The sequence below is a fragment of the Lactiplantibacillus brownii genome, from assembly GCF_031085375.1.
In the GTDB taxonomy this organism is placed as follows: Bacteria; Bacillota; Bacilli; order Lactobacillales; family Lactobacillaceae; genus Lactiplantibacillus; species Lactiplantibacillus brownii.
Genome location: NZ_JAVCWF010000001.1, coordinates 2,558,912 through 2,583,970, shown reverse-complemented (window position 1 = coordinate 2,583,970; position 25,059 = coordinate 2,558,912). Strand labels below are relative to the sequence as shown.

Sequence of the window (25,059 nt, the reverse complement as noted above, 5' to 3'; positions counted from 1 at the left end):
AAGAAGGTTAATTATGACATGGATTAATTGGCAAGTCCCACCATTTGTTACCAGTGTTTTCTTTGTTCTGGGCGTGTTGGCACTTTATTGGCTCTCAATTAATTGGATTACCGTCTTGGCACATGATTGGCATGTGCCCTTTGCGGATGAACAGATCCATCGCTGGTACGGCGTTATTTACATGCTAGTCTTTGTGTTCGGGATTCAAACCTTCGTCGTTGGCACAAACTACTCGTGGCAGTTTATGAACTTTCAAATTATCGGGATTATTTTCTGTGCTTACTTTTTGGATATTCATGTCCCGTACTATTTTTTTGTGCCCATCGTGTTGGTCTATATGTTGTTCAATGGCTCGTTGACTGATTGGGAGTCGTGGTGCCATGCGGTGACTTTGATGCTGTTTTTCTGGTCACTAAATCTTTTTCGTGAGCATTATCAGCAGCATCGAATCGCGCCACTGATTTATATGATAATCGCCGTCCCATTTGGCGGCCTATTGTGGTTTTGGATGAAGCTGAAGTTTGATTTTAGTTGGATCACCTTTGGACAAGAGTGGCTGTATTTGGTCATTTTTGAAGTGTTGCTCTATGTTTATGTCAACCTCTTGACGCGTGAAAGTGAATTTAAACAACAGCTGGCCCAATTTGCCAGTCATGACGCACTGACCGGAACTGAAAATTATGCGGCTTATAGTGGGAGCATTCAGTATCTTTTTAATGAAAGTCGGCAGCATAAGTTGCCGTTATCGATGATGATGTTTGATATCGATCATTTCAAACATATCAATGATACCTATGGGCATGCCGCGGGAGACCGCGTCTTACAAGCCGTTACGGAAACGGCCCAGACAGTGATTACGGCTAACGATACGCGCGTACGGCTCTACCGAACTGGTGGCGAGGAATTTAATGTGGTGCTCCCAGGTTATGATACGGAGACCGCTGAGCCCATGGTCCGACAGATTTTTGACGCGGTCAATCATTTGCAAGTAACCGTTGAGACTAACCAGATTGAATTGTCGATTTCAGTCGGACTTTGTGCGATGATTGTGGATGACCAGACCCCGATTGATTTTTATCAGCGGGTTGATCAAAATTTATATTATTCCAAACAACACGGACGCATGCAGATGACGATCGATTAAGGTCGTGAGGGGGTAATTGTGATGACGACAATTAAGTTAAGTGAGGCCTTTGTGGACTTACTACAGCGGAAACAACTCACCAATAAAAATTTAGTGTTACTGACGGATGATGGTGGTGGCAAGTATTCTTTACATGGTGGTGCTTGTACGATTGGGACTAAGTTCACGATCATTGTGCTAGATCAGCCGGACGCGGATTACCCAGTGCAGTTAACGAATACGGCTGGTATACAATTGTGGACTTCAGCTTACGACTTGATGTTTCTGACGGCTGGAATCACATTGGATTATGGTCAGGGTCGAATTTCAATCAAAGATGATGCCCATATCTTAGATCAGGGTGTACAAATTGCAGATGGAAAAGCCGTTCTGGCAGCGTTCGAACAAGGTGTGGCTGCGGATGGTAAGTCTTGTTAATAACGACTAAAATCAACCAATCATGGTTGATTTTTTGTGTCGGTGACTACTTCATCAGTTATAAAATAAACAACTAAAGGTTGAAAGACTCAAAAGCATCACAAATGTTGTAGTATCGGTAACCCATAAGCCTAAAGTAGACTCACCTAAATTTAGCAATCCGCTAAGCATAAATAACTACTGACTTAGCTGGAGGTTGTTGTTGATAGCATCGGACGTGCAGGTAGTGTTTGACCGGCGTTCTTTTGCCGGCCTTACACCACGGACGGTCCGGGAGATTTGCGGCTTTGGCAAAGTTTCCGGGCGAGGTTCAAGACGTTGCTATGGCCTGAACCGGTCCCTCGTCCGCATGTTATCGGCAACAACCGGAAGCGGCAGTAGTCGACTAGTTTTCATTACCGGATTGTTGACGTAGTGGTGCAGACCGGCAATTTTTAACTTTCAACCTTTAGCCCAATCTATTCACGAAGCTTCAAGAAAAAGCAATCACGATCAAATTCCAGCCACAATTAGATCGTGATTTTTGATTTACAACCAGTATATTTGAATGGTGTTTGATTGCTTGAAACGCTGTGTTGCCTAAATTGCTTAGATTGACCCCTTGGTTGAACAGATTTTGAAAAAAAGTGAGACTATCGATGTTGTATTCGATGTAAAACTTGCCAAAAAAGTCGATCAAAAACATTTGCACTACTCAATTGAATCCACGTTTGACGCGCATGCGACACAATCCTAGCCGGAATATGCAATAGTTTGAAGCGTAGTGTCGTGAACCCATGCATGGCTTAATTTCTGAGGTTGTTTTTTGTATTTCCCAATATATTCACAAAAAGAAAATATCAAGTTCTCAGGACTGATATTGCTAATTAATGCTGTCGTACCCGTTTACAGTATAGTGTTTCTATAATTCAGTATGTTGCTTCAAAAAGATAAACCAGCCAAGATATGCAAAAAATAGCAATGCAATTCCGCCGACTACTATCAGTTCTCGTTGGAAAATTAAGATAATAGGCGGAATTATGGTGCACACAATATAAATAATTCCCAATATCGTCTTTGATGATTTACTCATAAAAATGTCTCCTCTCAATAACAAGCCAACAGAGGTAGGTTAGGTAACCCACTGAAGCTAGCTTGTTTGCTTTGCTTAAGGTTATTTGTATTATGGTGTTGAAACGTGAATATTATTTCGGAATTTTCCAAGGTATAACTTTGAAACATGACATTCATTACCGTCTTTGAAGATGATGCTACTTGTATGCAAATCCAGAGATTGAATCTTGTCAAGATTAACCAAAATATTCTTATCGCTTTTTACAAAATTTGTACATTGTTTTGTGACAATATCAACTTGCCAAAAAAGTCGATCAAAAACATTTACACTACTCAATTGAATCCACATGGATATGTGTTTGTTTCATTAATTCATTCCGGCATAACTCATTGAGTGGTTGAAGCCATTCCGCAGCTTTAATTAGCCAATTGGCAATTGTAGGTGCTGAAAGGCTAAGACCCAACCGTTGCCAATCCTTAACTTGCCGATATCCGGGGACACTGAGTTCATACTTATTGTGAACGATTTCTGCTATAAGTGAAGAGAATGCCAAACTATGTGCAATGACCGGTGTGGGTGCTGGACTGCTTTTGTAGTATTGATTTGGTTCGTCGGAGTGCCGAATGCAGCTTGGACAACGGTATGTATACTGAAAAATCTGCTTTCTAAACAGTTTGGCAGGAATAAAGCAGACTTGTTCACGGACGAAACGATGGCCTACATATTGCATTTGAGCATGACAATGCGCACAAAATTTTTCGTCATCTGGGAGGTCTAGTTCTTCCAGTTGTCTCTGGCTGTTCAAAAACACGACTATCTTTAACCTCGTTATTTTTAATACAGTCATCGAAAATTGATAATTGTCCTGGATCATCGCTCTTTTCTGAGGACTTTCCAAAACGTTTTTGAGTTAATAACTTGATTTGTTCTTCCATTAGTCGCATTTGTTTTCTTTGTTCCTGGATAATATCCCATGCTTCTTCTAATGTTAATGTATTTGGCAACGCTTTCACCTTCTTCCAATAAAGTGAATTGTACACGAATAACACCAAGATGACTAGGTGTTTTTAGCCTCTTGGTGTTATTAATATAAATTACCAATTTTCGCCGGCCGAACGGTCGACTCAATTGACATTCCCGATAAAAGCCACCGCAATTGTTTAGTGGTCAATTCCATAATATCTTCACGGCTTCGAGGCCATTGTAGGTGTCCGTTCTCAAAACGCTTGTACAGTAATAGAAAACCGTCGCCTTCCCAGTACAACGCTTTGAAGCGATCACGTCGAACACCACAAAACAAGAATAATGCCGGCGCAAAAGGATTTAAATCATATTCCTCTTGAACGACCGCTGCCAAGCCGTCGATGCCTTTACGTAAATCGGTTCTGCCACAAACAATGAAAACTTGAGACAAGTGCTTAAAATCTAGGACACTATCCATAATTTAAAATGGCTTTCAACAATGTGTCGAGCACCCGTGATTGAATGCCGTTGTAAATCTCTACGGTACAATCTTTACAATGTAACTGACAAATAACTTGCCTAGTTGAAGATGGCTTCGTAGAAGACATTGTTGGTGTATCGCTCAGCGCAACTGGAATGATTCTTTCTGACATAAAAAGGCCTCCATAACTTTGATAACCTAAGGATATCAAGAAAATGGAGGACTTAAAATACGTCATCTTATTTACTGCTTACAGATAAACGATTTATTTATGAAAATTAATTATTTTCCAGCAAGGTGAGATTAGCATGAATTAACGCTTGGTTCGTTTTAGTAACGAGTGCATAGGTCAACGCCTGATCGTGATTGAACCAGTAAATATAGGTTTGCATCACTCCCGCTGCCAGTGAGGTTAAGACCAACTGATTGGCGGGAGTTTTTTGCGATTTGGGTAAGGTGTCGTAAAGGGTTTCGAATAGCATTTGTTGTAATTGATCGACCAGTTGATGCTGTTGCTGATTAAGACAGAGATATTTGAACCCAGAAAAGTTGGTCATTAAGATATGGTCAAAAGTGGCGATTAATGTGCTCGCGTCTAGATGAGGGCCACTTAATGAATTGGCAACTTGTTCCGCGAGCCGCAACTGATAGTCTTCAAAAATATCCGTGACGTGTTCATAGTGGATATAAAATGTCCGTCGACTGATCTTTGCCGTCTGACAAAGTGCGGTCACGGTAATGCTGTCAATGGGTTGTGTTGCTAATCGTTCAAATAAGGCAGCGGTTAAAGCTTGTTTTGTTTTTCTAACGCGGATGTCCAAAAAATCATCTCCAGTTAATGCACACTTTTTATAAAAGTGACGCTAAACTCTTTATTGATAAGCCTATGATAATACACAATCAAATTAATAACGAGGAGTAGATTAAATATGTGGCATTTTTTGACTAGTTTAGTGGCGACTTATCATGGGAATGGCTATCAATTAACGGATTTTGTGACGGCATTTAGTCCTAGTAATCCGCATTTTATGGGGACGTTGTTCGTCGCGGGATTGACTTTCGCCATTGGCTTTATTGAGTACATTTATAGTTTCATGTTAGTGAATCGTGAAGGTAAGTCACCTTATAATTTATTAATGCATACTTATTATTTTGCCATTGATTCGATGGGAATCTTGGTATTTGCAACGGCCTCACATGCGGTTGGCGGTTTTTGGATTTTCAGTTTTGCGGCAGTGGCCGAAGTAGTGTGGACCTTGTTTGAGGTTTACAACTTAATTAAATGTGTTTATGTGGAGCGAGCCGATATTTGGGGCGCCAATGTGACAATTCGTGAAGCGTGGTTCCGGGTCGCTGGTTGGGTCATCGTAATGATTGCGACGGTCAATTTATTCCGAGTCTTTATGAACGATCCGGCGATGTTCAAATGGTATATTTTTACAAATATTTTAATGGGCATCATGCCTGGTTTATATTGGGAAAAGCGTGGTACTCAGTTGGGCGCCTCAAAGGGCTTAGCCATTGTTATCTTGATTGGGACGATTAATTCGTTTTTACCAACGAATATGTGGGCCGCGGTTAGTCCTTATTTCAGCATTCAAAATAATCCATGGTTTTATGTGATCGGGGTCATTGCCATCGCATTTTCGGCCCGAACATTAATCGTTTTGAAACGATTACCGGCAAAACCGGCCAAGCTACCCAATGGCAAAAAGACGATTTGGTAGCACTGCTGAAGCCATAGTTCCACTAACTTAAAATTGGAAAGGTTTCACTCTCAGTTGCACGATGTGATGAGCCTTTCAGTGATTTGCCGACAAAAACTGATTGATAACGACTTGAACGACTGAGTCCTTATCAATCAGTTTTTGAGTTCTAAAGTTTTTTGATCGTAGCAACAATCACGCTGAAATAATTGGAAATGCCGAGGTTACGAGGCGATGCTAGGCTGTTCGTCATAGCTAACACTTTTGGTAGTAAACCAATATTTTTAAAATTATTTTTAGTTGGGGTTAAAAGCTTAGACCGATAATTTTGACGCTTACATTTTTGCTTACATGACAATCAATAAAACGGGTTCCATTGAACCTAGACCACATGGGAACTGCTGATATGTATTATTGATAATACCTGTATAGACCAATGAAAAGTGATTGAAAAAGCGCTTTCTTTACTGTAAGCTTAGCTTCGAATTAAGATTACAGCACTTATTTATTCCTAGGAGGGAATCACATGAAAGTTTATTTACAACGGATGGGTCGTTCTTTGCAACTACCCGTTGCGGTACTACCGGCGGCCGCGTTGCTCGTCGGTATCGGGAATTGGTGGGCGTCATATAGTCCTGACGTCGTGGCCCATTTCTTGCAAGCAGGTGGGAATGCGGTCCTTGGTCAATTACCACTCTTGTTTGCGGTTGGTTTAGCGTTAGGTATGTCCAAGGACAAAGATGGGGCGGCGGCTTTAGCAGGGTTAGTGGCTTTTGAAATGCCTACCAATGTGTTGAAGCCAGAATCAGTTGCAACGTTATTAAATCTCAAAGTTACCGCTGTTGATCCCTCGTTTGCACAAATTGGAAACGTTTTTATCGGGATCTTATCTGGTTTGATTGCGGCGGCCCTGTATAATCGCTTCCATGAAACTAAGTTGCCAATGGCGTTATCGTTCTTTAGTGGAAAACGCCTTGTGCCAATTTTGGCCGCGTTAGTGATGCTGGTTGTCAGTGTCGTTTTGCTGCTAGTTTGGCCGCCAGTTTATAATGTATTAGTGGCGTTCAGTAAGTTCATCTTAGGTTTAGGCGCAGTTGGGGCTGGGCTATACGGTTTCTTCAACCGTTTGCTGATTCCAACCGGGTTACACCAAGCTTTGAATTCAGTATTCTGGTTTGATGTTGCTGGCATTAACGATATTGGTAAGTTTTTGGCTTCAAAAGGGGTCAAAGGGGTGACTGGGATGTATCAAGCTGGGTTCTTCCCAGTGATGATGTTCGGGTTGCCAGCCGGAGCCTACGCGATTTATCGTAATGCTTTGCCAGAACGAAAAGTTGAAACGGCCTCACTGATGATGGCGGGGGCATTCGCGTCATTCTTCACTGGGGTTACGGAACCGTTGGAGTTCTCTTTCATGTTTGTGGCTTGGCCACTGTACGTGTTACATGCTATTTTCACAGGATTATCGTTGGCGTTTGCGGCCTTCATGCATTGGACGGCCGGTTTCGCATTTAGTGCTGGATTAGTAGACTTTGTTTTGAGTTTGAAAAACCCAATTGCCAACCATCCGTTAATGCTTGTCTTACAAGGGTTGGTCATGGCTGCGGTTTACTACTTCGGTTTCGATTTTGCCATCAAGAAGTTCAACTTAATGACGCCCGGTCGCGAACCATTGACCGCTGCGGATGAAGCAGAGGCGATTGATGTGCCAGCTGATAGTACTGATGATAAATATACGATTCAAGCGAAAAAGATTTATGCCGCTTTAGGCGGTTCAGAAAACTTACAAGTGGTCGATAATTGTACGACGCGTTTACGGTTACAATTAGCGGATACCGCTAAGATCGATGAGGCGGCCATCAAACGGACCGGTGTACCAGGGCTAAACGTGCTCGATCAGCATAATTTACAAATTATTGTCGGCACTGAAGTCCAGTTCGTGGCGGATGCTTTGTCACAATTAAAAGCTACCAATGCGCCAATTACGGTGACGTCACCCACGGCTGCGCCCGTTGAGACTGAACCCATGAGTGATGTTAAAGCTGGCTTAGCTGCTGACTTCTATAGTGTTGCGACTGGGACTTATATGGATATTGAACAAGTTCCAGATGACACCTTCGCACAGAAAATGCTTGGCGATGGTTTCGCTATCGAACCTACGACTGGCACGATTACTGCCCCAGTTGATGGGACTGTGACGACTGTCTTTCCAACCAAACATGCGATTGGATTCAAGACCACTTCAGGATTAGAAGTCTTACTCCACATGGGAATCGATACGGTCGAACTTAAAGGCGCCCCATTCGATGTTCAAGTGAGTGATGGTGAAACCGTCAAGCATGGTGATGTGGTCGCTAAGGTTGATCTCGCCGCAATCAAAGCGGCTGGCAAACAAACACCGATGATCGTGATTATCACGAATATGACGGCGGTTGGTTTGTTGAAGTTTAAGATCATGACTAATGAAGTTGATTCCAGTTCGAAGATTTTAACGGCAACAACTAAATAAGTTTTCAAAAATAAGTCTGGGGACGACAACTGTCCTGGACTTATTTTTGATTAGAATCAGCTAAAAAGAGTTAATCTTGAGACTCAACTTTGATGTCAGGTTATGAAACTATGTCTAAAAATTACCATTTCTTTACCAATCACCGTGTCAAAAGTTTACATCGATTGACTATGCTTAAGTTTAGTAAATCTATTAATTTAAGTGGAGTGAGTTTATTTTATGAAGTCTCGTGCCTTAATTACGACCCTGACTTGTTCAACGATTTTGATCACGTCAATGTCTCCAATCATCACAGTAGCATCGCCAGCAATTGCGGCCGTTGTTGCTCAACCAAAGCCAATTCCAGCGGCTGATCTTTCACAACATGCGTTGGTTGATGTTGATTTTTCGAAATCAGCTTTACAGGATACTAAACATCCAGATGCAACTATTTCAACAACCGGTCAGCCGCAGTTGACGACGGACAAGGCTGTCCCTGGCAAAGTTGCCCGTTTTGATGGTCATTCTGGATATATGTTACCTTATCAAAATGATCTTTATGACCAAATGGCACATGGGATGGCAATTGAAGCCTATTTTAAAGATGATGCCGGCCAAAGTACTGAGCATGAAATCTTTTCTAACCAAGAAAAAGGTGGGTTAGGACTTGGGGTTCAGAACGGTAACGTGATATTTTATGCCCACGTTGGGGAGAGCTACAAGCAGCCCCAAGGGAAATTACGGACTGGTAAATGGGTCCATGCGGTCGGCGTTTATGATCAACAGGATCAAACCGCAAAATTATACTTAGATGGTCAACTTGTTTCAACGGTCAAGGCGCCGGGTACGTTAAACAAACCAAAGGGCGACGGCATCTCTAACTTTGTTGTCGGTGGCGATAGTGCTCCTAATAATAAAGTTCAAGCAAACTTGACCGGTGCGGTAAAAGTAGCCCGATTGTATAAGCGGGCTTTAACGGCCGCTGAAGTTGCCAACTTAAATCAGGTAGCACAAGTAGGTAAGCAAGAACCTGTTGTCGTTGATCCCGGTCAAACGGCACAAATCGTAATTCCTGGCTTAGTTGGCGCCAAAGATGTTGTTGTCGGTCATACTTATGGGTTAAATGTCCATGCGCGTCAAGCAAAGAAAAGTAACAATGGTACAACAACACTTGAATTGATCTATGATAAGGCTAGTTTTGATTTTGTCGGTGCTAATCAAACTTTAGGTGGTGACGCGACAACCGTTGAGGCGGTTAAGCCAGGAACTATCAAGATTACGACGACGGCACAATTGAGCGACGAACAATTTGAACGTTATGATGTGACTCGCTTGGCCCATATTAATTTGAAAGCCAAAGCCAGTGGTCAGGGTTGGGCTAATTTGAGAACCTTTAAGCCAGATGGTAAAACGGCCCAAATTGCCTCACAACAAATGAACATTCACACAAAGGATATCCAAGATTACAACAATGATGGTGTGATTGGAATCGGTGACGTGGCGTTAGCACCAGAAGTCGAACAAAGTTTAATTGCGGCCAAATCCGAAATTAAGCCTTATAAGCACGTGGTTGTTTTGACCACCGATGGCGGGGGCAATCCCTGGGATCCAAATGGTATGTATTACTCACCAAATAACAGAGATTTGGCTCAGTGGACCGCAAATCCAGATATTTTAGCCAAACGTAAGAATACGTATACCTTAGATTTATTCAATAAGAAATTTGCCATGAGTACGACTGCCCATTCGGTTATTCCAGCGATTTCGGCCCAAAATTATATTTCAATGTTACATGGCCGACCATGGGGAACCTTGCCAGCGCCATACCAAGCCACTAATGCCAGTGCGGGACAACATTACTTTGCTGACTTTGGAAAAGCAAAACCAGAATTTGCGTCAATTTTCAAAGTCTTACAACAAAATAATCCGCATCAAGGTACAGCGGCATTTGCAGAATGGAAACAGATTCTAAATGGGATTACAGAACCAGATGCGGCAGTGATGACACAGCCATCAGCCAAGCTGAAATCATTCGATGATGTTGCTGATTATATTGGTAAGCCAGAATTTTCTAATACGTCCTTAGTCTACATGCAAAGTGACTACATGGATGGTCAAGGACACAGTAAAGGCTGGTATAACGACAATTATTGGGCGCAATATGCGCAATATGATAGCTTGTTTAAAAAGGTCATGGATCAATTGGAAGCCACTGGTCATGCTCATGATACGTTAGTAATTGCGAATGCGGATCACGGTGGTCACGGGATTGGTCACGGTCAAGATACGCAAGAACCAAATACGAATGTTTTCTTGGCAATGGGTGGCGAAACCATTGATAGTGGTCGACGATTACAAGGTGGGAGTAACGCGGATATTAGTGCGTTAGTTTTAAATGCCTTACAAGTGCCGAAACCAGATTATATGACTGGGAAAGTCTTCGATAAAACGGCCTTTTTAGCACAAACGGACTTAAAGAAAAAACAACGCCAAGTTGAAACAGTTAAGCTAACACAATCTAGTCAACAAGTTGCCTTGCAACTAACGAATGCACAAAAGTCACACGAAGCGCGTGCAATTGAAATGCATATCGATTTGGCTGGTCGGACGATTGATCAAGTTCAAGTTCCAACTGGCACAACGATTGTGAGTCAAACTATTGAGAACGGCGTTTTGAAACTTGTGCTGAGCTTTAAAAAACAACCAACGGCTAATTTAGCAACGATTAAATTAACACCTGCTAAGACGAAAGCCGACAAATTAGTTGCGGTTAAGCAGGCTATGTTGGGGACAGCACAAGGCTCAGAAGTACTGGTCGATTTAGACAATAGTACTAAATTGGTTGCAGATAATGAAAATCCAGTTGTGAAACCGGGTACTGATACTAAGCCAGGTTCAGACGCAAAGCCAGGTTCAGACGCAAAGCCAGGTTCAGATGTGAAACCAGGTACTGATACTAAGCCAGGGTCATACACGACTCCAGGTTCAGATGTAAAACCAGGTTCAGATGTGAAGCCAAGTACTGATACTAAACCAGGGTCAGACACGACTCCAGGTTCAGATACCAAACCAGGAACAGCTAATAATGGTGCGGAAGCGGATGCAAAGCCGGATCAAAATACCGCCCAAACGTCAGGAAATGACAGTAGCAATAGTGGTCATTCAGCTAATACTAAGCATTCGGGTAGTGGATTAAGCTGGTTGCCACAAACTGGCGAACAGGTTCAAATGGCCTTATCTGTTTTAGGTGGGGTAATACTAGCCATTGCTGGTGGCGTTGGCCTTTGGCTACGTCGACGGCATCAATAAGACACACTGAAACTGATCAAAATTAATTGTAGAAAAGCTAACCAGCCTGTTAATTGTGCTGGTTAGCTTTTTACGTTATAAACGGATTAATTGACAGTAGCGGTAAATTATCGTAACTTGAAAGCGTAAACAAATAAATTTAAATTAATCAGGGGGTTGGTTTTATATGGCAGCAATTACGATTTTTGGTAAAGGTAACATGGGTCAAGCAATTGGTGATGTTTTCAAGCAAGGTGGCAATCAAGTCAGCTACTTGGGCAATGGTGATCCAGTTAAAAATTTAGGCGATATCGTGGTGCTAGCGGTGCCATACCCAGCCGCAATTAGTATTGCAAAAGCAAATCCGACTGCATTAGTTGGTAAAATCGTGATCGATATTACCAACCCATTGAACTTTGAAACTTGGGATGATTTGGTTGTGCCAGCTGATAGCTCAGCTGCTGAACAACTCAAACAATTATTACCTGATTCCAAGCTCATCAAAGGGTTCAACACGACGTTTGCAGCAACCTTGAAGAGTCGTCAAGTTGGTGATCAACAAACGACGGTCATGGCCGCTAGTGATTCTAACGAGGCTAAAGCAACCTTGGAAGCTGCGTTGAAGGATAGTGGCGTGGCATTTATTGATGCCGGTGCGTTGAAACGTGCGCGTGAATTAGAGCGTTTTGGCTTCTTACAAATGACTTTAGCAGCCAAAGAAAAGATTGGCTGGACCGGTGGCTTTGCTATCGAAAAGTAAATTTTGAGACTAGAAAAGGCCTGTAACGACTTGGTGTATGCCAAGCAATTACAGGCCTTTTTTGATTAAAATTTTTTGTTATCGATCATCGCTGCGTTATATTCTGTCCAAGTAGAAATATGATGCCGTTTCTTGTAGGATTTCCAAGTTGCTTTATCAATCTGTATTTTGTCGATCTTATTATCGACCGGTGAGACTAACACAACTTTACTAAATTCGGCGTAAAGAACATAAACTACAATCACTAAAATTGGGGCATATAGTTTTTGCATCATGAAGATTGATAGTAGAAAAGCGACGACGAAAATAATGTCAGCAGTGGAATGACGGCGATAATATTTAGTATTATCATTTAAAATTTGTTTAGCCATAATTAACGGGACTCCTTATGTATACTTTTTTAAAGTATAACATATACACAAGTCGAATGTGAAAGCGCCACCAGCTAAATAAATTTTTATTGATCAATACGGTGACATTAGTCAATGACGATCAGTGCTTTGATTGCTTCACGAGCCGTCATGGCTTGATAGGCAGCATCGATATCGTCTAGTTTAAAGCGCTTTGTAAAAACTTTACCCGGTTGGATGTCGCCGTCTAAAACAGCTTTCAACAAGACTTGTTTGTCGTAAGTGGTGACGGAGGCCGGACCACCAGCGATCGCTGTGTTGTTATAGAAGGAAGCACTCATGTCCATCTTAGGCTCATGCGGCAAGCCCACGCGACCGACAATCGCTCCTGGACGGGCAGCTTTTAGCGCAGTTTCAGTTGATAATTCCGTACCGACACATTCAAGTACTGCATCCGCGCCAGCCTGATTAGTTAAGGTCATAACCTTTGCGATGGCTTCATCGCCACGTTCAGCGATGATGTCGGTGGCGCCAAATGACAAAGCCAATTGTTGACGGTCAGCGTGTCGACTCATGGCAATAATGCGTTTGGCCCCACGTAATTCAGCAGCAATGACCCCACATAGTCCTACCGCACCGTCGCCAACGACCACAACCGTATCACCGGTTTTAACGTGCGCAACTCGCGCAGCGTGATAGCCAGTCGCCATGACATCTGCGAGACTAAGTAAAGAATTCAGCATAGCATCACTGTAGTCGGCCGGTTGACCAGGAATTTTAATTAAAGCCCAGTCACCATGCTGGAAACGGATATATTCGGCTTGGACACCATCACTAAAATTGTCATCATGATTTTGACAATCCCCATCGAAACCCGCTAGGCAAGCGGCACAATGACCGCAGCCATGGGTAAATGGGGCAATCACGAAATCGCCAGGCTGAACGGTTGTGATGGCTTCACCAACGCTTTCAACGATGCCAATTGCTTCATGACCAGAATTTTCTGAATGAGCGGCCTTAGGTTCCAGACCACGATAAGCCCAAAGGTCAGAGCCGCAAACACAAGTCCGGACAACGTGAATGATGACGTCATCGGGGGCTTTCAACGTGGGTTTAGCTAAATCTTCAACCGTTACCTTACCAGGTTCCATAAAAATTGCACTTTTCATCTAAAGAACGCCTCTATTCATAATTAATTAACCAGCTCAATTATAGGAACAAGTTGCCGAATTAACCAATACTTATTTTGAATAGTTGAAACAGCCTAAAAAGCATAAGATCGATGTTTGAATTTTATCGTTGACAAATGTAAACGATACGATTAAGATGGTTTTTGTGGTTTACAAATGTAATCGTAAATAAAGCTGGTTTAAGAGAGGAAGTTGTTTGATGACAAAATTAATTGTTTTACTTGTTGGCGTTGCTATTATTGGATTTATTGTATGGTGGTTCTTTGGGAAACATCAGGTTACGAGCGCCGAAGCCGCGGTAAAGGATAATCATCAGTCTGTGGATATCGAAGTAAGTGGTGGGTATTCACCAGAAAAGATTGTTTTGAAGCGAGGGGTTCCGGCAGTCTTAAACTTTACTCGTAAAGATGCGTCAACTTGTCTCGATCGCGTGGTTTTCAGTGATTTTGGGATAAATCAAGAATTGCCGCAGAATCATCGTGAATCAATTGAAATTGATACGAGCAAGCCGGGCGATTATGAATGGGCCTGCGGGATGGATATGTTTCATGGCAAATTGACGATTAAATAGGAGGAAAAGCGCATGACTGAAAATAAACAAGTAGCGGCCATTACGGTGGCAGGCAGTTACCAACCTCAAGTGGTCACCTTGAAACAAGGGCTTTCCGCAGAACTAACTTTTACGCGGACGAAGGCGCAAGGCTGTCTAGACGTGGTTCATTCTAAGGCTTTGGATTTTGAAACTGAGCTGCCATTAAATCAGCCCCAAACGATCAAAATTTCGACCGACCAAACTGGTGAATTTGAGTTTAGTTGTGGGATGGATATGTTTCATGGAAAAGTGGTGATTGTCTAATGACTGTGACCAAACGATTTTGGCTATCATTGGTTTTATCCTTACCGATGTTGGCGAATATGATCTTGATGCCATTTGGCTGGATGTTGCCGGGTGGCAACTGGACACAACTGGGGTTGACGACGATCATTATGGTGGTTTCAGCGGGTCCCTTTGCTCAAAGTGCTTGGGCATCATTCAAGAAACATCACGCCAATATGGATACGCTAGTCGCGATTGGGACCGTCACGGCCTATCTGTACAGTCTTTATGCGATGCTAACGCAACAGGCCGTTTTTTTTGAAAGTGCTGCGTTTGTGACGACCTTTGTGTTATTAGGGCAGGTCTTCGAAGAACGGATGCGCAACAATGCGTCTGACGCGGTCGAAAAGTTAGCGAACCTACAGGCCAAGGACGCTGAAGTTTTACGCGATGGTGAATTCGTGAAATTACCGTTATCAGCGGTCGTTTTGAATGATGTCATTCGGGTGAAACCGGGTGAAAAAGTTCCCGTGGATGGCGTGATCGTTAAGGGACGTTCCACGGTCGACGAGTCGATGGTCACAGGCGAAAGCATGCCAGTGGCGAAGCAAGTTAATGATAAGGTCATCGGGGCGACGATGAATAGTACCGGAACTTTCCTATTGAAAGCGAATAAAGTTGGTGATCAGACGATGCTGTCACAAATTGTGACTCTCGTCAAAAAAGCGCAGAACAGCCACGCACCTATCCAAAAGTTGACCGACAAAGTGTCCGACATTTTTGTGCCGGTCGTGCTGATCTTGGCAATCCTAACGTTTCTAACTTGGTTTATTTTCTTGGATGCCAGTGTCGCCCGTGCGTTGATTTTTGCGGTTTCCGTAGTAGTTATTGCTTGTCCTTGCGCGCTTGGTTTGGCCACACCCACTGCATTGATGGTTGGGACCGGACGTGGTGCTAAAATGGGTATTTTAATCAAAAATGGGGAAGTTTTGGGAGCAGTCAATGACGTCAAAACAGTGGTCTTTGATAAAACGGGAACGATCACGGTTGGTCAACCACAAGTGACTGATATCGTGGGAGATGAAGCGCAAGTTTTACGAATTGCGGCCAGCTTAGAAGAATCATCTGAGCATCCCTTGGCAGCGGCAATTCTCAAACGGGCCCAAGCGGCTAAAATCTCGGCACAACCGGTCAGCGGTTTTCGGGCGATTGAAGGAAAAGGCGTGGCGGCTCAATTTGATGGGCATAACGGCTTTGTTGGTAATCACAAATTATTGACTGATTTTAAGCTTGATGATAAGTTGGCTCAACAAGAAATCCGGTTGCAAAATGAAGCTAAAACAGTGGTATTTGTTGGTTTAGACGAGCGTATTATTGGGCTGATTGCGATTCAGGATGTTGCTAAAGCCACGTCAGCAGAAGCAATTGCGAAGTTGAAGGCTCGCGGGCTAAAAACGGTCATGCTGACTGGTGATAACGAGCGGGTTGCACAAGCGATTGCCCAACAAGTTGGGATCGATGAAGTGATTGCGGATGTTTTGCCAGGCGATAAAGCCGACCAAGTAAAGGCGTTCCAACAAACGGGTAAAGTCGCCTTTGTTGGTGATGGCATCAACGATGCACCGGCCTTGACCATGGCGGATGTGGGTATTGCGATGGGTTCTGGGACAGATATTGCCATCGATGCTGGAGGAATTGTCCTCGTTAAAAATGATTTACGTGATGTTGACAAAGCCCTGGCTTTGAGTCGAAAAACTTTTAACCGTATTAAACTTAATTTGTTCTGGGCGTTCATTTATAACGTGCTTGGAATTCCGGTCGCTGCTGGAATCTTCTTTGCCATTGGCCTCACGTTAAGCCCCGAATTAGCTGGCTTAGCGATGGCATTTAGTTCACTTTCGGTTGTCACGAGTTCTGTTTTATTGAATCGAGCGAAGATTGGTTCGAAAGTTCAACCAGTTTGAAATATTGAAAGGTATTTTGGGTTTAAATGAGGTCTATTGGTCATAAATAGTTTATGATGATGGAAAATATAAAGTCTTTGCGAGCAAATTATGGCTGGCAAAGACTTTTTTTGGTGTGTTTTACGGAATTTATGAGTATACAGGTTATTAAGTGAATCGGTAATTAAACAAAAGGATACTTAGCGGCTGTTTCGAGCAAGCGTGGCATAATTCCCACAGTACTTTGTGGATAAATATAAACGGACAGACTAATTCAAAACTAGGATATAGCCAATAACGAACAAATAGGTGGTTAACCCAAGATTTTACGCGTAGGTGTGTAAAATACGAACAATTATGATAATGAACAAAATAAAGTTCAACTATTTTATAAAATTTACTGTTATTTTATGAAAAGTTCTGTTATAGTATTTATGAAATAGTTAACATTTAATTATTTTTGACACGAATTGTTCGTATTTCAAGGAGGAATTGATTTTGGATAAATTTTTCAAGCTCAAGGAATCAGGAACGACTGTTGGGACTGAAATTGGTGCGGGTGTTACAACTTTTTTTGCCATGTCATATATTTTATTCGTTAACCCACAGATTTTAGGCCAAACAGGAATGCCACAACAGGCGGTTTTCTTGGCTACAATTATTGCGTCAGTCGCCGGAACTTTAGTCATGGGACTGTTCGCCAACGTGCCATACGCGCTGGCTCCGGGAATGGGCTTGAACGCTTTCTTCACGTATACCGTTGTGATGAGCTTAGGTTTTACCTGGCAAGAAGGACTAGCATTAGTTTTCTTCTGTGGCATTATCAATATTGTGATTACGGCAACGAAGATTCGAAAAATGCTGATTTCAGCCATTCCAATCAATCTACAGCTTGCCATTAGTGGTGGGATTGGGGCGTTTATTGCTTATGCAGGATTGAAAAACGCGAACTTTCTTAATTTCACGACCGATGCGACGAGCATCACATCAATTAACAGCAAAGTCTATCACGCCGCTCAAACGACATTCCAACACGGTATTAGCACAGTCGTTTCTAACGGGAGTGTCACGCCGGCGTTACAAATGTTCAATTCGCCAGCTTTGGTTTTAGCGTTGATTGGTTTGATTTTGACCGTCATTCTAAAAGTAAAGAAAGTCCCTGGAGCTTTATTGATTGGGATCATCGCAACGACAATTATTGGGTTTCCGATGGGGGTCACTGATTTACATTTGGCGAGTGATTATTCTTTGGGAGCATCGTTTCATCAATTAGGCACAACTTTTCTCGCGGCATTTTCATCAAAAGGGATGGGGTCGCTGTTTGCTTCTCAAAATCGGATCATTTTAGTTTTGATGACGATTTTGTCATTTAGTTTGTCAGATACGTTTGATTCTTTAGGAACTTTTATCGGGACTGGTCGTCAGACGGGAATCTTCTCTGGTGAAAAAGAATTAGCTTTGGAAAAGGCGCCTGGTTTTAAATCAAAACTAGACAAAGCATTATTTGCAGATTCCATCGCTACGGGGGTTGGTTCTATCTTCGGGACTTCCAACATCACGACGTACGTTGAAAGCTCTGCCGGGATTGGTGCCGGTGGGCGAACCGGTTTAACTAGTGTGGTTGTTTCAATCTTATTCTTGCTAAGTTCCTTAGCTTCACCACTCTTATCAATTATTCCAACCGCAGCGATCGCGCCATCTTTGATTTTGGTTGGGATTATGATGATGAGTTCTTTCAGCAAGATTCCATGGTCAGATTTAAATGAAGCCATTCCAGCCTTTATGACGGCGTTCATCATGGCCTTTGCGTACAACATTACTTACGGTATTGCCGCCGGATTTATTTTCTATTGCATCATTCGGACAGTTAATGGCAAGGCTAAGACGGTCCATCCCTTAATCTGGGGTGTTTCAGCGCTATTCGTAATCAACTTCTTAGTGTTAGCTTTAGTCTAACTAATCACTATTCGACAAAAAGAACTCATCATCGTGGCATAAGATGATGAGTTCTTTTTATGGTTCGAAGTCTAAACTGGTGACTCTCATAGTCCGGCCTATTCAGAATGTTTTGTGATTTCAATGAAGGCGTCACGTTGTTTCTGATAAAAGAAACGTGCGCCGGAAATCGCTCGTTGGATGATTTGTCGCCATGGCCCAATATCACTCATGCCAATTCTGAGCCTTTGTTGGCTTGGGTCAAAATTGCGGACGGTGGTAACCAATTGGTGATTGGTTTGCAATAACTTGGTGGCTTCTTTTGCTGCCAGTTCCCCGGTGACGGTTAAGCTAAGTCGATTGGGTTGACGTTCAAAGAGACGGACGCCCAAAGCAATATCTAGTTTTTGCATGCCACGGGTGACGGTCGGTTGAGTGACGTTCAGTTTGGCCGCTGTTTTAGCGAGGGTACCAGTGGCCGAAAAGGTGACGAGTTCTTGTAATAGGTAGTTATCTAGCATTTAGCCTCACCTCAGTATACGTTGCCTGTATGCTAGCATGCTAAAGTAGTAATTTTCAGACAATATGGTTGGGGTTAAAGTAGTCTCATACAAACGAAGAAAGCAGGACGATAAGATGACAACTATCCCAACAATTAAATTAAACAATGGTGTTGAAATGCCACAACTTGGTTTTGGTGTTTTCCAAGTGCCAGATTTAGCTGAGTGTGAAACCGCAGTTACGGCAGCGTTGTCGGCCGGTTATCGCTTGATTGATACCGCGACGGCTTATCAAAATGAAGCGGCAGTTGGGCGTGCAATTCAGAAGAGTGGACTTAAACGAGAAGATCTATTTATCACGTCGAAGTTATGGGTTTCAGATTTTACTTATGATCGTGCTAAAAAGGGGATTGACGCGTCTTTAGAACGATTAGGATTAGATTATCTTGATTTATATTTATTACATCAACCATACGGCGATGTGATGGGCGCATGGCGAGCTCTTGAAGAAGCCTACCAGGCTGGGAAGATTCGCGCAATTGGCGTTTCTAATTTTTATGCGGATCAATTGAAAAATTTAGAGTTAACGATGACTGTGAAACCAGCAGTTAACCAAATTGAAGTGAATCCTTGGTATCAACAACCGACAGAAGTGGCTTTCAATCAACGTGAAGAAGTCCGAGTCGAAGCATGGGCGCCGTTTGCGGAAGGTAAGCATGGTATTTTCGCCGATCCAACCATTGCCAAAATTGCGCAGGCTCATGGTAAATCAGTTGGGCAAGTTATTTTGCGCTGGTTGTTACAACGGGGGATTACAGTGATTCCTAAATCGGTGCATCCCGCGCGGATGGCTGAAAATATAGCTGTTTTTGATTTCAAATTAACTGAAGCTGAGATGCAAACGATGACGAGTTTGGACCGGAAAGAGAGTCAGTTCTTTGATCACCGTGATCCAGTCACGATTGAACAAATTTTCGGCGCTGATCTCAAAAAATTGAAGAGGTAATTATGATGACACCAACAATTAAATTAAATGATGGTAATGAAATTCCAGCCATCAGTTTTGGGACTTTTCAGATTCCGAATGACGGATCGACTTACCGTGCTGTTAGTGAGGCTTTGAAAATTGGTTATCGCCATATTGATACGGCCGTAGCTTACTTTAACGAAGCTGAAGTGGGCCAAGCCATTAAAGCAAGTGGGATTCCGCGCGATGAAATTTGGGTGACCAGTAAATTATGGCTTCAAGATTTTGGCTTTGAAGCGGCGACGAAAGCTATTGACACGTCTTTAAGCCAGCTTGGTTTAGATTACATGGATCTCTACTTGATTCATCAATCATATGGCGACGTGCCAGGGGCTTGGCGGGCGATGGGTGCTGCGCAACGAGCGGGTAAAATCCGGTCGATTGGGGTTTCTAATATGACTCCCAAGATTTGGCAACACTTTATGCCACAATTTGAGACCATTCCAGCCGTGAACCAAGTGGAATTTAATCCTTATTTTCAACAAAAGCCGTTGCGGGAGTTGTTAGCCAAGGATGAGGTTAAGTTGGAAGCTTGGGCACCCCTAGGTCAAGGAAACCAAGCCTTATTAAATGACCCAGTGATTACGAAATTGGCTGAAAAGTATGACAAGGACGCCGGTCAAATCATCTTACGCTTTGAAAATCAAAGTGGTATCATCGTTTTTCCAAAATCTGTTCATGTTTCCCGAATCAAAAGTAATTTAGCGTTGTTTGATTTCAAATTGACTGATTCAGAGTTGACGGCCATGCAACAATTAGATACTGGTAAGGGCCGGCATGATCCCGATGCTGCCGGTGTTAAGGAAATGCTGTTGGGTGCCTTTGATGTGCACGCAGCTCATTAATGTCGTTTTGTCTGTTTAGTTTTAGAAATGGGTGAGTACTGCTTTTAATTTGAGCGCAGTGCCCATCCATTTTTTTATGTGCCAAAAAATGGTAAATAAATTAACTTGTCAAACTAATATGGGTAGCTAGTGTATTTATGGATATCTGCTTAGCTCGTCGTTCCGGTTGGTCTGGACTGATGCTGGAACGTGGTGGCCACGTTTGTGAGCCAAAGGGCGGTCTCACAATCCGGGTTTTTCTAAGCTGGAAAGCCCACCAGCAAAGAGAAATTTCACCACTGAGCATCATCCAGCCCGCCCTACACTAATCTGCACCCTAATATCAATTGACCTTTCGTTGATACTGGTTTAATTGATGTTCACTTGTTAAATTACTATCTAACATCGGAGTGGACTAGCTCGTTTGCCGTGTCGAGACACTTAGCTGGGTGGTTTAACCCAGGTTAGTGTCTGGCCGACTTTTAAGACGTGAATTTCGGCTTGAAAGCGCCCTGCAGACCGTCCTTTGGCTGCAGGTCTGCCTCACAGCAAACGTGCTGGTCCACTGAGACGGACAATTGATAAATATGATCGCTACGATACACTCGTGTGAAGGTTGATCGCCTCGTCTGTAAAACACGTATTAGCTTAATCATTATCAATTATGAGCTAATTATTTTTTTAATCAGGTTAACTGTTCAATCCCAGTGTCATAATTTGCTATAATGAAGCTTATGAGTTGCACAGGACACGCGGAGGAATCAATGAAAAAGCAGGATTATCAGTTAACCATCCCGGCAGAAATCGGGGAACATTTTCAACTTAAAGATCAAGATTCAGCGAAGTTGATTGTTAAAAGGGGGCGGCTCGTCGTTCAATTCGAGGAGTCGCGTTTGAGTATTTTTCAAAAACGGGTGTGGATCTGGCCAGTAGTGATGGCCTTTTTGGCAAGTATTGGCTATTATATTTTTTGCTTGACTCAGAATATTCAGTACATCAAATTAAGTGGTGATAACTCGTTGGCTACAGCAATTATTTTAATTGGCGTGGTCATGGGTATGCTCTTATTTGCAGGCTTTTTTATTCATGACCGCAATAATCCACACAATCATTTCATTAAAAACATTTATTGGCGAAATTTTCCGGTCATTGTGTTATCTTTTGCTTTAATTTTGGCGTTAGTCCTAATTGGCGCGATGTGGTTGTTGGGTGTTCTTTTTAATGGCGCCACGTTTGATTTCTTTACTGCCAGTATTATTTTATTTGTCTTTGTAATCGTTACTAATTTTGCGATGGTCTACCTGTCCTTGATCGTGGATGCCAGCCTATTATCCACGGTTTTAACGCTGGTGATTATTAGCGGTGTGGCGATTTCCATGGCGGTGAACAACCAGCGTTATTGGTGGCAGCATAATTTGAGCTTTCTTGGGACTAGCAATGCATCGAGCGGTTGGGGCTTTAATGCCACCTTGATTTTTGCGGCGCTGTTGATGATTGCGTTGATCGATTATTTGTTCGTCAGTTTGCATGGTGTTTTTCCTCATTCACGACGGTTGCTTGTTTTGCGAATTTTACTCACGCTAACAGCCGTTGATCTGGGATTAGTGGGCGTTTTTCCCAATAATGCGTGGTCGCACGCGGTCCACGATCAGTTTGCGATTATATTAGTTTATCTGATTATTGCGCTGATCGTGGGGATTCGCTGGCTACTTCCAAATGTTTCGAAAGATTTTTTGTACTTGTCATACGGTGTTGGCGGGGCACTTATTCTCGCTGAAATCCTTTTTCAGGGGATTGGCTATTTTTCATTGACGGCCTTTGAAGTGGTCGGCTTTCTGATGGCTTTTGGTTGGTTGTTAATGTTGTTGGACCGAATTGAAACGCTGATTGATACTGGGATTGAAAGTACGATTACGAAAAAATAAACAAAACGTGGGACCAACGACGGATTAATAGTCGTTGGTCCCACGTTTTACGATTAAAATTGCATTCTTTTACGGAGTGCGGCCAAGAACAATTTATTTGCTGGCGTGAGTACTTGATACTTTTTCCAAAGGAGATGTAAGCCAGTCTCTAGTTTAGGGCTGAGTGGTCGAAAGCAAAGATTGGGATTGCCGGTTGTGTTGATCAAGTTACTGAAAGTAAAGGCATAGCCCATTCCTCGTTCGATCATCATGGCTGGGGTATTGATCAAATTAAATGTTGCAATCACATTCAACTCATGGGGATCACTACCGAGCCAACCTGACAGAACGTTGCCATCAAGCATTTGGCGGGAGCCGAGAATGGGTTGGTCACGAATGTCGGCCGGTGTAATCGTAGCTAACTTTGCCAGCGGACTATCTCGACGCATCAAAAGCCCCCAAGTATCATTGACTGGCAAACGAAGATGGTCGTACTTTTGAAGTGCAACTGGTTCAACCAGAATGCCGAAATCGACTAAACCAGTGTCTAATTTTTCAGTGACCTCAATTGTGCTGCCAGAGAAAACGTGAAAGATGATTTGTGGATGGGTCGCTTGAACGGCCAACATGACATCAGCTAATAAACGCATGGCGGGTGTTTCAGCTGCCGCCAGATAAACATCGCCGCTAATAGCCTCGTCGAAATGAGTTAGATCGGCTGTCGTGCGGTCAACTAGATCAGTAATTTCTTGCGCCCGTTTGCGAAGAAAGATTCCTTCAACCGTTAAGGTGATCTGACGACTGCCACGAATGACTAGTGGCTTGCCAAGATCTGCCTCTAGGGCCGCTAATTGGCGGGACAAGTTAGATTGAGATGTGTGTAATGTTTCAGCTGCACGCGTGATATTTTGTTCCTGAGCAACTGCTAAAAAATATTTTAAAATTCGAACGTCCATTAAATCGACCTCATTTCCACTAAAAATCCATTTTAATCCTATCATATCTAGCTATGAATAAAAAGCATCACTAGCCATGTAAAAGAAGTGTTAGTAATTGTTTATAATGCCCTTTATAATCAAGTTGTTCAGTTGAGGAGGGTAAAAATGAAACAATCACTCACAGCGAGCGCGTTACAGGATGCTGGCATGTCAGTGGGACAAGTCGAGCAGGTACTCAAATTATCTCAACCGCAGCAACGATTGGTGCTCGGTCGTTATCGGCAAGGATTGTTGGTAAGGGTTCATCGAGGGCAGCAGCAGTTATATTGTACGGATTTTTTAATAAAGCAATTGCAACCAGGAAAGGATGTCTCAAAATGATTTTAAATGAAACGGCTCAATTAAGTAATGGGGTTAAAATTCCCAAACTTGGCTTTGGTACTTGGATGATTGAAGATGATCAAGCGGCGGCCAAAGTTCGCGAAGCCATTAAGCTCGGCTATCGACACATCGATACAGCCCAAGGTTATGGAAATGAGCGTGGGGTTGGCGAAGGAGTTCGCACTAGTGATGTGTCACGTGATAAACTATTTGTGAATACGAAACTAGAGGCTGATTTGAAAACTTATGCTGGTGCAAAACAGGCGATCGATGATTCATTGACACGCGCCGGATTGGATTACTTTGACATGATGATTATTCATAGCCCTGAACCGTGGGCTGATTTCCGCAGTGGCAATCATTATTTTGAAGGTAATCAAGAAGCCTGGCGAGCATTGGAAGAAGCGTATCAAGCCGGTAAATTGCGGGCAATTGGCGTGTCGAATTTTGAAAAAGTTGATCTTGATAACTTGCTGGAAAATGGCCAGGTGGCACCAATGGTTGATCAAGTCTTGGCACATATTGGAAATACGCCATTTGACTTGATTGATTATGCGCAAAGTAAAGGAATTTTAGTGGAAGCTTATTCACCAGTTGCGCATGGTGCGATGATGAAATCGATTGAGATTACGCGCATGGCGAAAAAGTATCAGGTTAGTGTGCCACAATTAGCCATTAAATATGCGTTGCAATTGGGATTAGTGCCATTGCCGAAAGCTAGCAGTGTCGCTCACATGCAAAACAATGCCGACTTAGCGTTTGAGATTTCAGCGGTTGATATGACAACTTTGGAAGCAGTTAAAATGGCAGACTATGGCAATGATAGTGCCTTTCCTGTTTATAGTGGTCATCAAGATTAGGCCTCGAGTTGCGTTAAATGACAATGTTAATTGCCTGGTGGCAGACAGATCATTAGTCAACCTGAAACTGACAATTAATTTTGCAACTG

25 protein-coding genes and 1 pseudogene are annotated in these 25,059 nt (G+C 42.8%); 15 read left to right on the top strand and 11 right to left on the bottom strand.

What is annotated here, in order from left to right:
• Window positions 1-13: 13 nt before the first annotated feature.
• Entirely contained in the window at window positions 14-1,144 is a 1,131-nt protein-coding gene (locus tag RA086_RS12100) for a GGDEF domain-containing protein (RefSeq protein WP_308704038.1), read from the top strand.
• Window positions 1,145-1,165: 21 nt separating this feature from the next.
• Window positions 1,166-1,561 carry an iron-sulfur cluster biosynthesis family protein gene (locus tag RA086_RS12095; protein ID WP_308704037.1) on the top strand — a complete coding sequence of 132 codons (396 nt, stop codon included), beginning with the start codon at window positions 1,166-1,168 and terminating at the stop codon, window positions 1,559-1,561.
• A gap of 632 nt (window positions 1,562-2,193) precedes the next feature.
• Here RA086_RS12095 and RA086_RS12090 read toward each other — a convergent pair.
• From RA086_RS12090 to RA086_RS12065, 7 genes are all read right to left on the bottom strand, one after another.
• The gene (locus RA086_RS12090; protein WP_308704036.1) at window positions 2,194-2,343 is read right to left on the bottom strand and encodes a transposase; all 150 of its coding nucleotides are present in this window, start codon (window positions 2,341-2,343) and stop codon (window positions 2,194-2,196) included.
• A 380-nt stretch (window positions 2,344-2,723) separates the two neighbouring features.
• A complete protein-coding gene (locus RA086_RS15970) occupies window positions 2,724-2,963 on the bottom strand; it encodes a LytTR family transcriptional regulator DNA-binding domain-containing protein (RefSeq protein WP_407659069.1) in 240 nt (79 codons plus the stop codon).
• On the bottom strand, window positions 2,944-3,462 hold the full coding sequence (locus tag RA086_RS12085; RefSeq protein ID WP_308704035.1) for an IS66 family transposase: 519 nt from the start codon (window positions 3,460-3,462) through the stop codon (window positions 2,944-2,946). Before RA086_RS12085 ends, RA086_RS15970 begins: the two co-directional genes overlap by 20 nt.
• Window positions 3,377-3,619: a transposase gene (locus RA086_RS12080; RefSeq protein ID WP_308704034.1), complete on the bottom strand. Its 243-nt coding sequence runs from the start codon at window positions 3,617-3,619 to the stop codon at window positions 3,377-3,379. The genes RA086_RS12085 and RA086_RS12080 overlap by 86 nt, the downstream gene beginning before the upstream one ends.
• Window positions 3,620-3,699: 80 nt before the next feature.
• Window positions 3,700-4,056, bottom strand: coding sequence for an IS66 family insertion sequence element accessory protein TnpB (tnpB, locus tag RA086_RS12075; protein WP_308704033.1), 357 nt, complete (start codon window positions 4,054-4,056; stop codon window positions 3,700-3,702).
• Window positions 4,049-4,231, bottom strand: a complete 183-nt coding sequence (locus tag RA086_RS12070; protein WP_308703452.1) for a hypothetical protein — start codon at window positions 4,229-4,231, stop codon at window positions 4,049-4,051. The genes tnpB and RA086_RS12070 overlap by 8 nt, the downstream gene beginning before the upstream one ends.
• 106 nt (window positions 4,232-4,337) lie before the next feature.
• Window positions 4,338-4,880, bottom strand: coding sequence for a TetR/AcrR family transcriptional regulator (locus tag RA086_RS12065; protein ID WP_308704032.1), 543 nt, complete (start codon window positions 4,878-4,880; stop codon window positions 4,338-4,340).
• 108 nt (window positions 4,881-4,988) lie between these two features.
• On the opposite strand from RA086_RS12065, the gene RA086_RS12060 reads away from it, so the two are divergent.
• The 4 genes from RA086_RS12060 to RA086_RS12045 all read left to right on the top strand — a co-directional run bounded on the left by RA086_RS12060 (window position 4,989) and on the right by RA086_RS12045 (window position 12,301).
• Window positions 4,989-5,786 carry a hypothetical protein gene (locus RA086_RS12060; RefSeq protein WP_308704031.1) on the top strand — a complete coding sequence of 266 codons (798 nt, stop codon included), beginning with the start codon at window positions 4,989-4,991 and terminating at the stop codon, window positions 5,784-5,786.
• Window positions 5,787-6,291: 505 nt separating this feature from the next.
• Window positions 6,292-8,274 (top strand): N-acetylglucosamine-specific PTS transporter subunit IIBC, encoded by a 1,983-nt coding sequence (gene nagE, locus RA086_RS12055; protein WP_308704030.1) that lies wholly within the window; start codon window positions 6,292-6,294, stop codon window positions 8,272-8,274.
• 219 nt (window positions 8,275-8,493) lie between these two features.
• Window positions 8,494-11,562, top strand: a complete 3,069-nt coding sequence (locus RA086_RS12050; RefSeq protein WP_308704029.1) for a LamG-like jellyroll fold domain-containing protein — start codon at window positions 8,494-8,496, stop codon at window positions 11,560-11,562.
• Window positions 11,563-11,728: 166 nt separating this feature from the next.
• Window positions 11,729-12,301, top strand: a complete 573-nt coding sequence (locus tag RA086_RS12045; RefSeq protein ID WP_308704028.1) for an NADPH-dependent F420 reductase — start codon at window positions 11,729-11,731, stop codon at window positions 12,299-12,301.
• 65 nt (window positions 12,302-12,366) lie between these two features.
• On the opposite strand, the gene RA086_RS12040 is transcribed toward RA086_RS12045, so the two are convergent.
• Complete coding sequence (locus RA086_RS12040; protein WP_308704027.1) at window positions 12,367-12,672, bottom strand: hypothetical protein; 306 nt, start codon at window positions 12,670-12,672, stop codon at window positions 12,367-12,369.
• Window positions 12,673-12,779: 107 nt separating this feature from the next.
• Window positions 12,780-13,820 carry a zinc-binding dehydrogenase gene (locus RA086_RS12035; RefSeq protein WP_308704026.1) on the bottom strand — a complete coding sequence of 347 codons (1,041 nt, stop codon included), beginning with the start codon at window positions 13,818-13,820 and terminating at the stop codon, window positions 12,780-12,782.
• A 220-nt stretch (window positions 13,821-14,040) separates the two neighbouring features.
• On the opposite strand from RA086_RS12035, the gene RA086_RS12030 reads away from it, so the two are divergent.
• The 4 genes from RA086_RS12030 to RA086_RS12015 all read left to right on the top strand — a co-directional run bounded on the left by RA086_RS12030 (window position 14,041) and on the right by RA086_RS12015 (window position 18,557).
• Entirely contained in the window at window positions 14,041-14,412 is a 372-nt protein-coding gene (locus RA086_RS12030; RefSeq protein ID WP_308704025.1) for a cupredoxin domain-containing protein, read from the top strand.
• Window positions 14,413-14,424: 12 nt separating this feature from the next.
• Window positions 14,425-14,697, top strand: coding sequence for a cupredoxin domain-containing protein (locus RA086_RS12025; protein ID WP_308704024.1), 273 nt, complete (start codon window positions 14,425-14,427; stop codon window positions 14,695-14,697).
• Window positions 14,697-16,622, top strand: a complete 1,926-nt coding sequence (locus RA086_RS12020) for a copper-translocating P-type ATPase (RefSeq protein WP_308704023.1) — start codon at window positions 14,697-14,699, stop codon at window positions 16,620-16,622. Before RA086_RS12025 ends, RA086_RS12020 begins: the two co-directional genes overlap by 1 nt.
• 477 nt (window positions 16,623-17,099) lie before the next feature.
• On the top strand, window positions 17,100-18,557 hold the full coding sequence (locus RA086_RS12015) for an NCS2 family permease (RefSeq protein WP_308704022.1): 1,458 nt from the start codon (window positions 17,100-17,102) through the stop codon (window positions 18,555-18,557).
• Between the two features lie 274 nt (window positions 18,558-18,831).
• Here the strand turns inward: RA086_RS12015 and RA086_RS12010 are convergent.
• Window positions 18,832-19,057, bottom strand: a pseudogene (locus RA086_RS12010) (LysR family transcriptional regulator); the annotation flags it as partial.
• Window positions 19,058-19,172: 115 nt separating this feature from the next.
• Between RA086_RS12010 and RA086_RS12005 the strand changes: the two are divergent.
• The 3 genes from RA086_RS12005 (at window position 19,173) to RA086_RS11995 (ending at window position 22,812) form a co-directional block, all read left to right on the top strand.
• Window positions 19,173-20,042, top strand: coding sequence for an aldo/keto reductase (locus tag RA086_RS12005; RefSeq protein WP_308704021.1), 870 nt, complete (start codon window positions 19,173-19,175; stop codon window positions 20,040-20,042).
• A gap of 2 nt (window positions 20,043-20,044) precedes the next feature.
• Window positions 20,045-20,908: an aldo/keto reductase gene (locus tag RA086_RS12000; RefSeq protein ID WP_308704020.1), complete on the top strand. Its 864-nt coding sequence runs from the start codon at window positions 20,045-20,047 to the stop codon at window positions 20,906-20,908.
• Between the two features lie 743 nt (window positions 20,909-21,651).
• On the top strand, window positions 21,652-22,812 hold the full coding sequence (locus RA086_RS11995; protein WP_308704019.1) for a DUF998 domain-containing protein: 1,161 nt from the start codon (window positions 21,652-21,654) through the stop codon (window positions 22,810-22,812).
• 53 nt (window positions 22,813-22,865) lie between these two features.
• Here the strand turns inward: RA086_RS11995 and RA086_RS11990 are convergent, their stop codons facing one another.
• Complete coding sequence (locus tag RA086_RS11990; protein WP_308704018.1) at window positions 22,866-23,747, bottom strand: LysR family transcriptional regulator; 882 nt, start codon at window positions 23,745-23,747, stop codon at window positions 22,866-22,868.
• A gap of 147 nt (window positions 23,748-23,894) precedes the next feature.
• Between RA086_RS11990 and RA086_RS11985 the strand changes: the two genes are divergently transcribed.
• Window positions 23,895-24,110, top strand: a complete 216-nt coding sequence (locus RA086_RS11985) for a hypothetical protein (RefSeq protein ID WP_308704017.1) — start codon at window positions 23,895-23,897, stop codon at window positions 24,108-24,110.
• Complete coding sequence (locus RA086_RS11980) at window positions 24,110-24,970, top strand: aldo/keto reductase (RefSeq protein WP_407659094.1); 861 nt, start codon at window positions 24,110-24,112, stop codon at window positions 24,968-24,970. Before RA086_RS11985 ends, RA086_RS11980 begins: the two co-directional genes overlap by 1 nt.
• The last annotated feature ends 89 nt before the right edge of the window (window positions 24,971-25,059 follow it).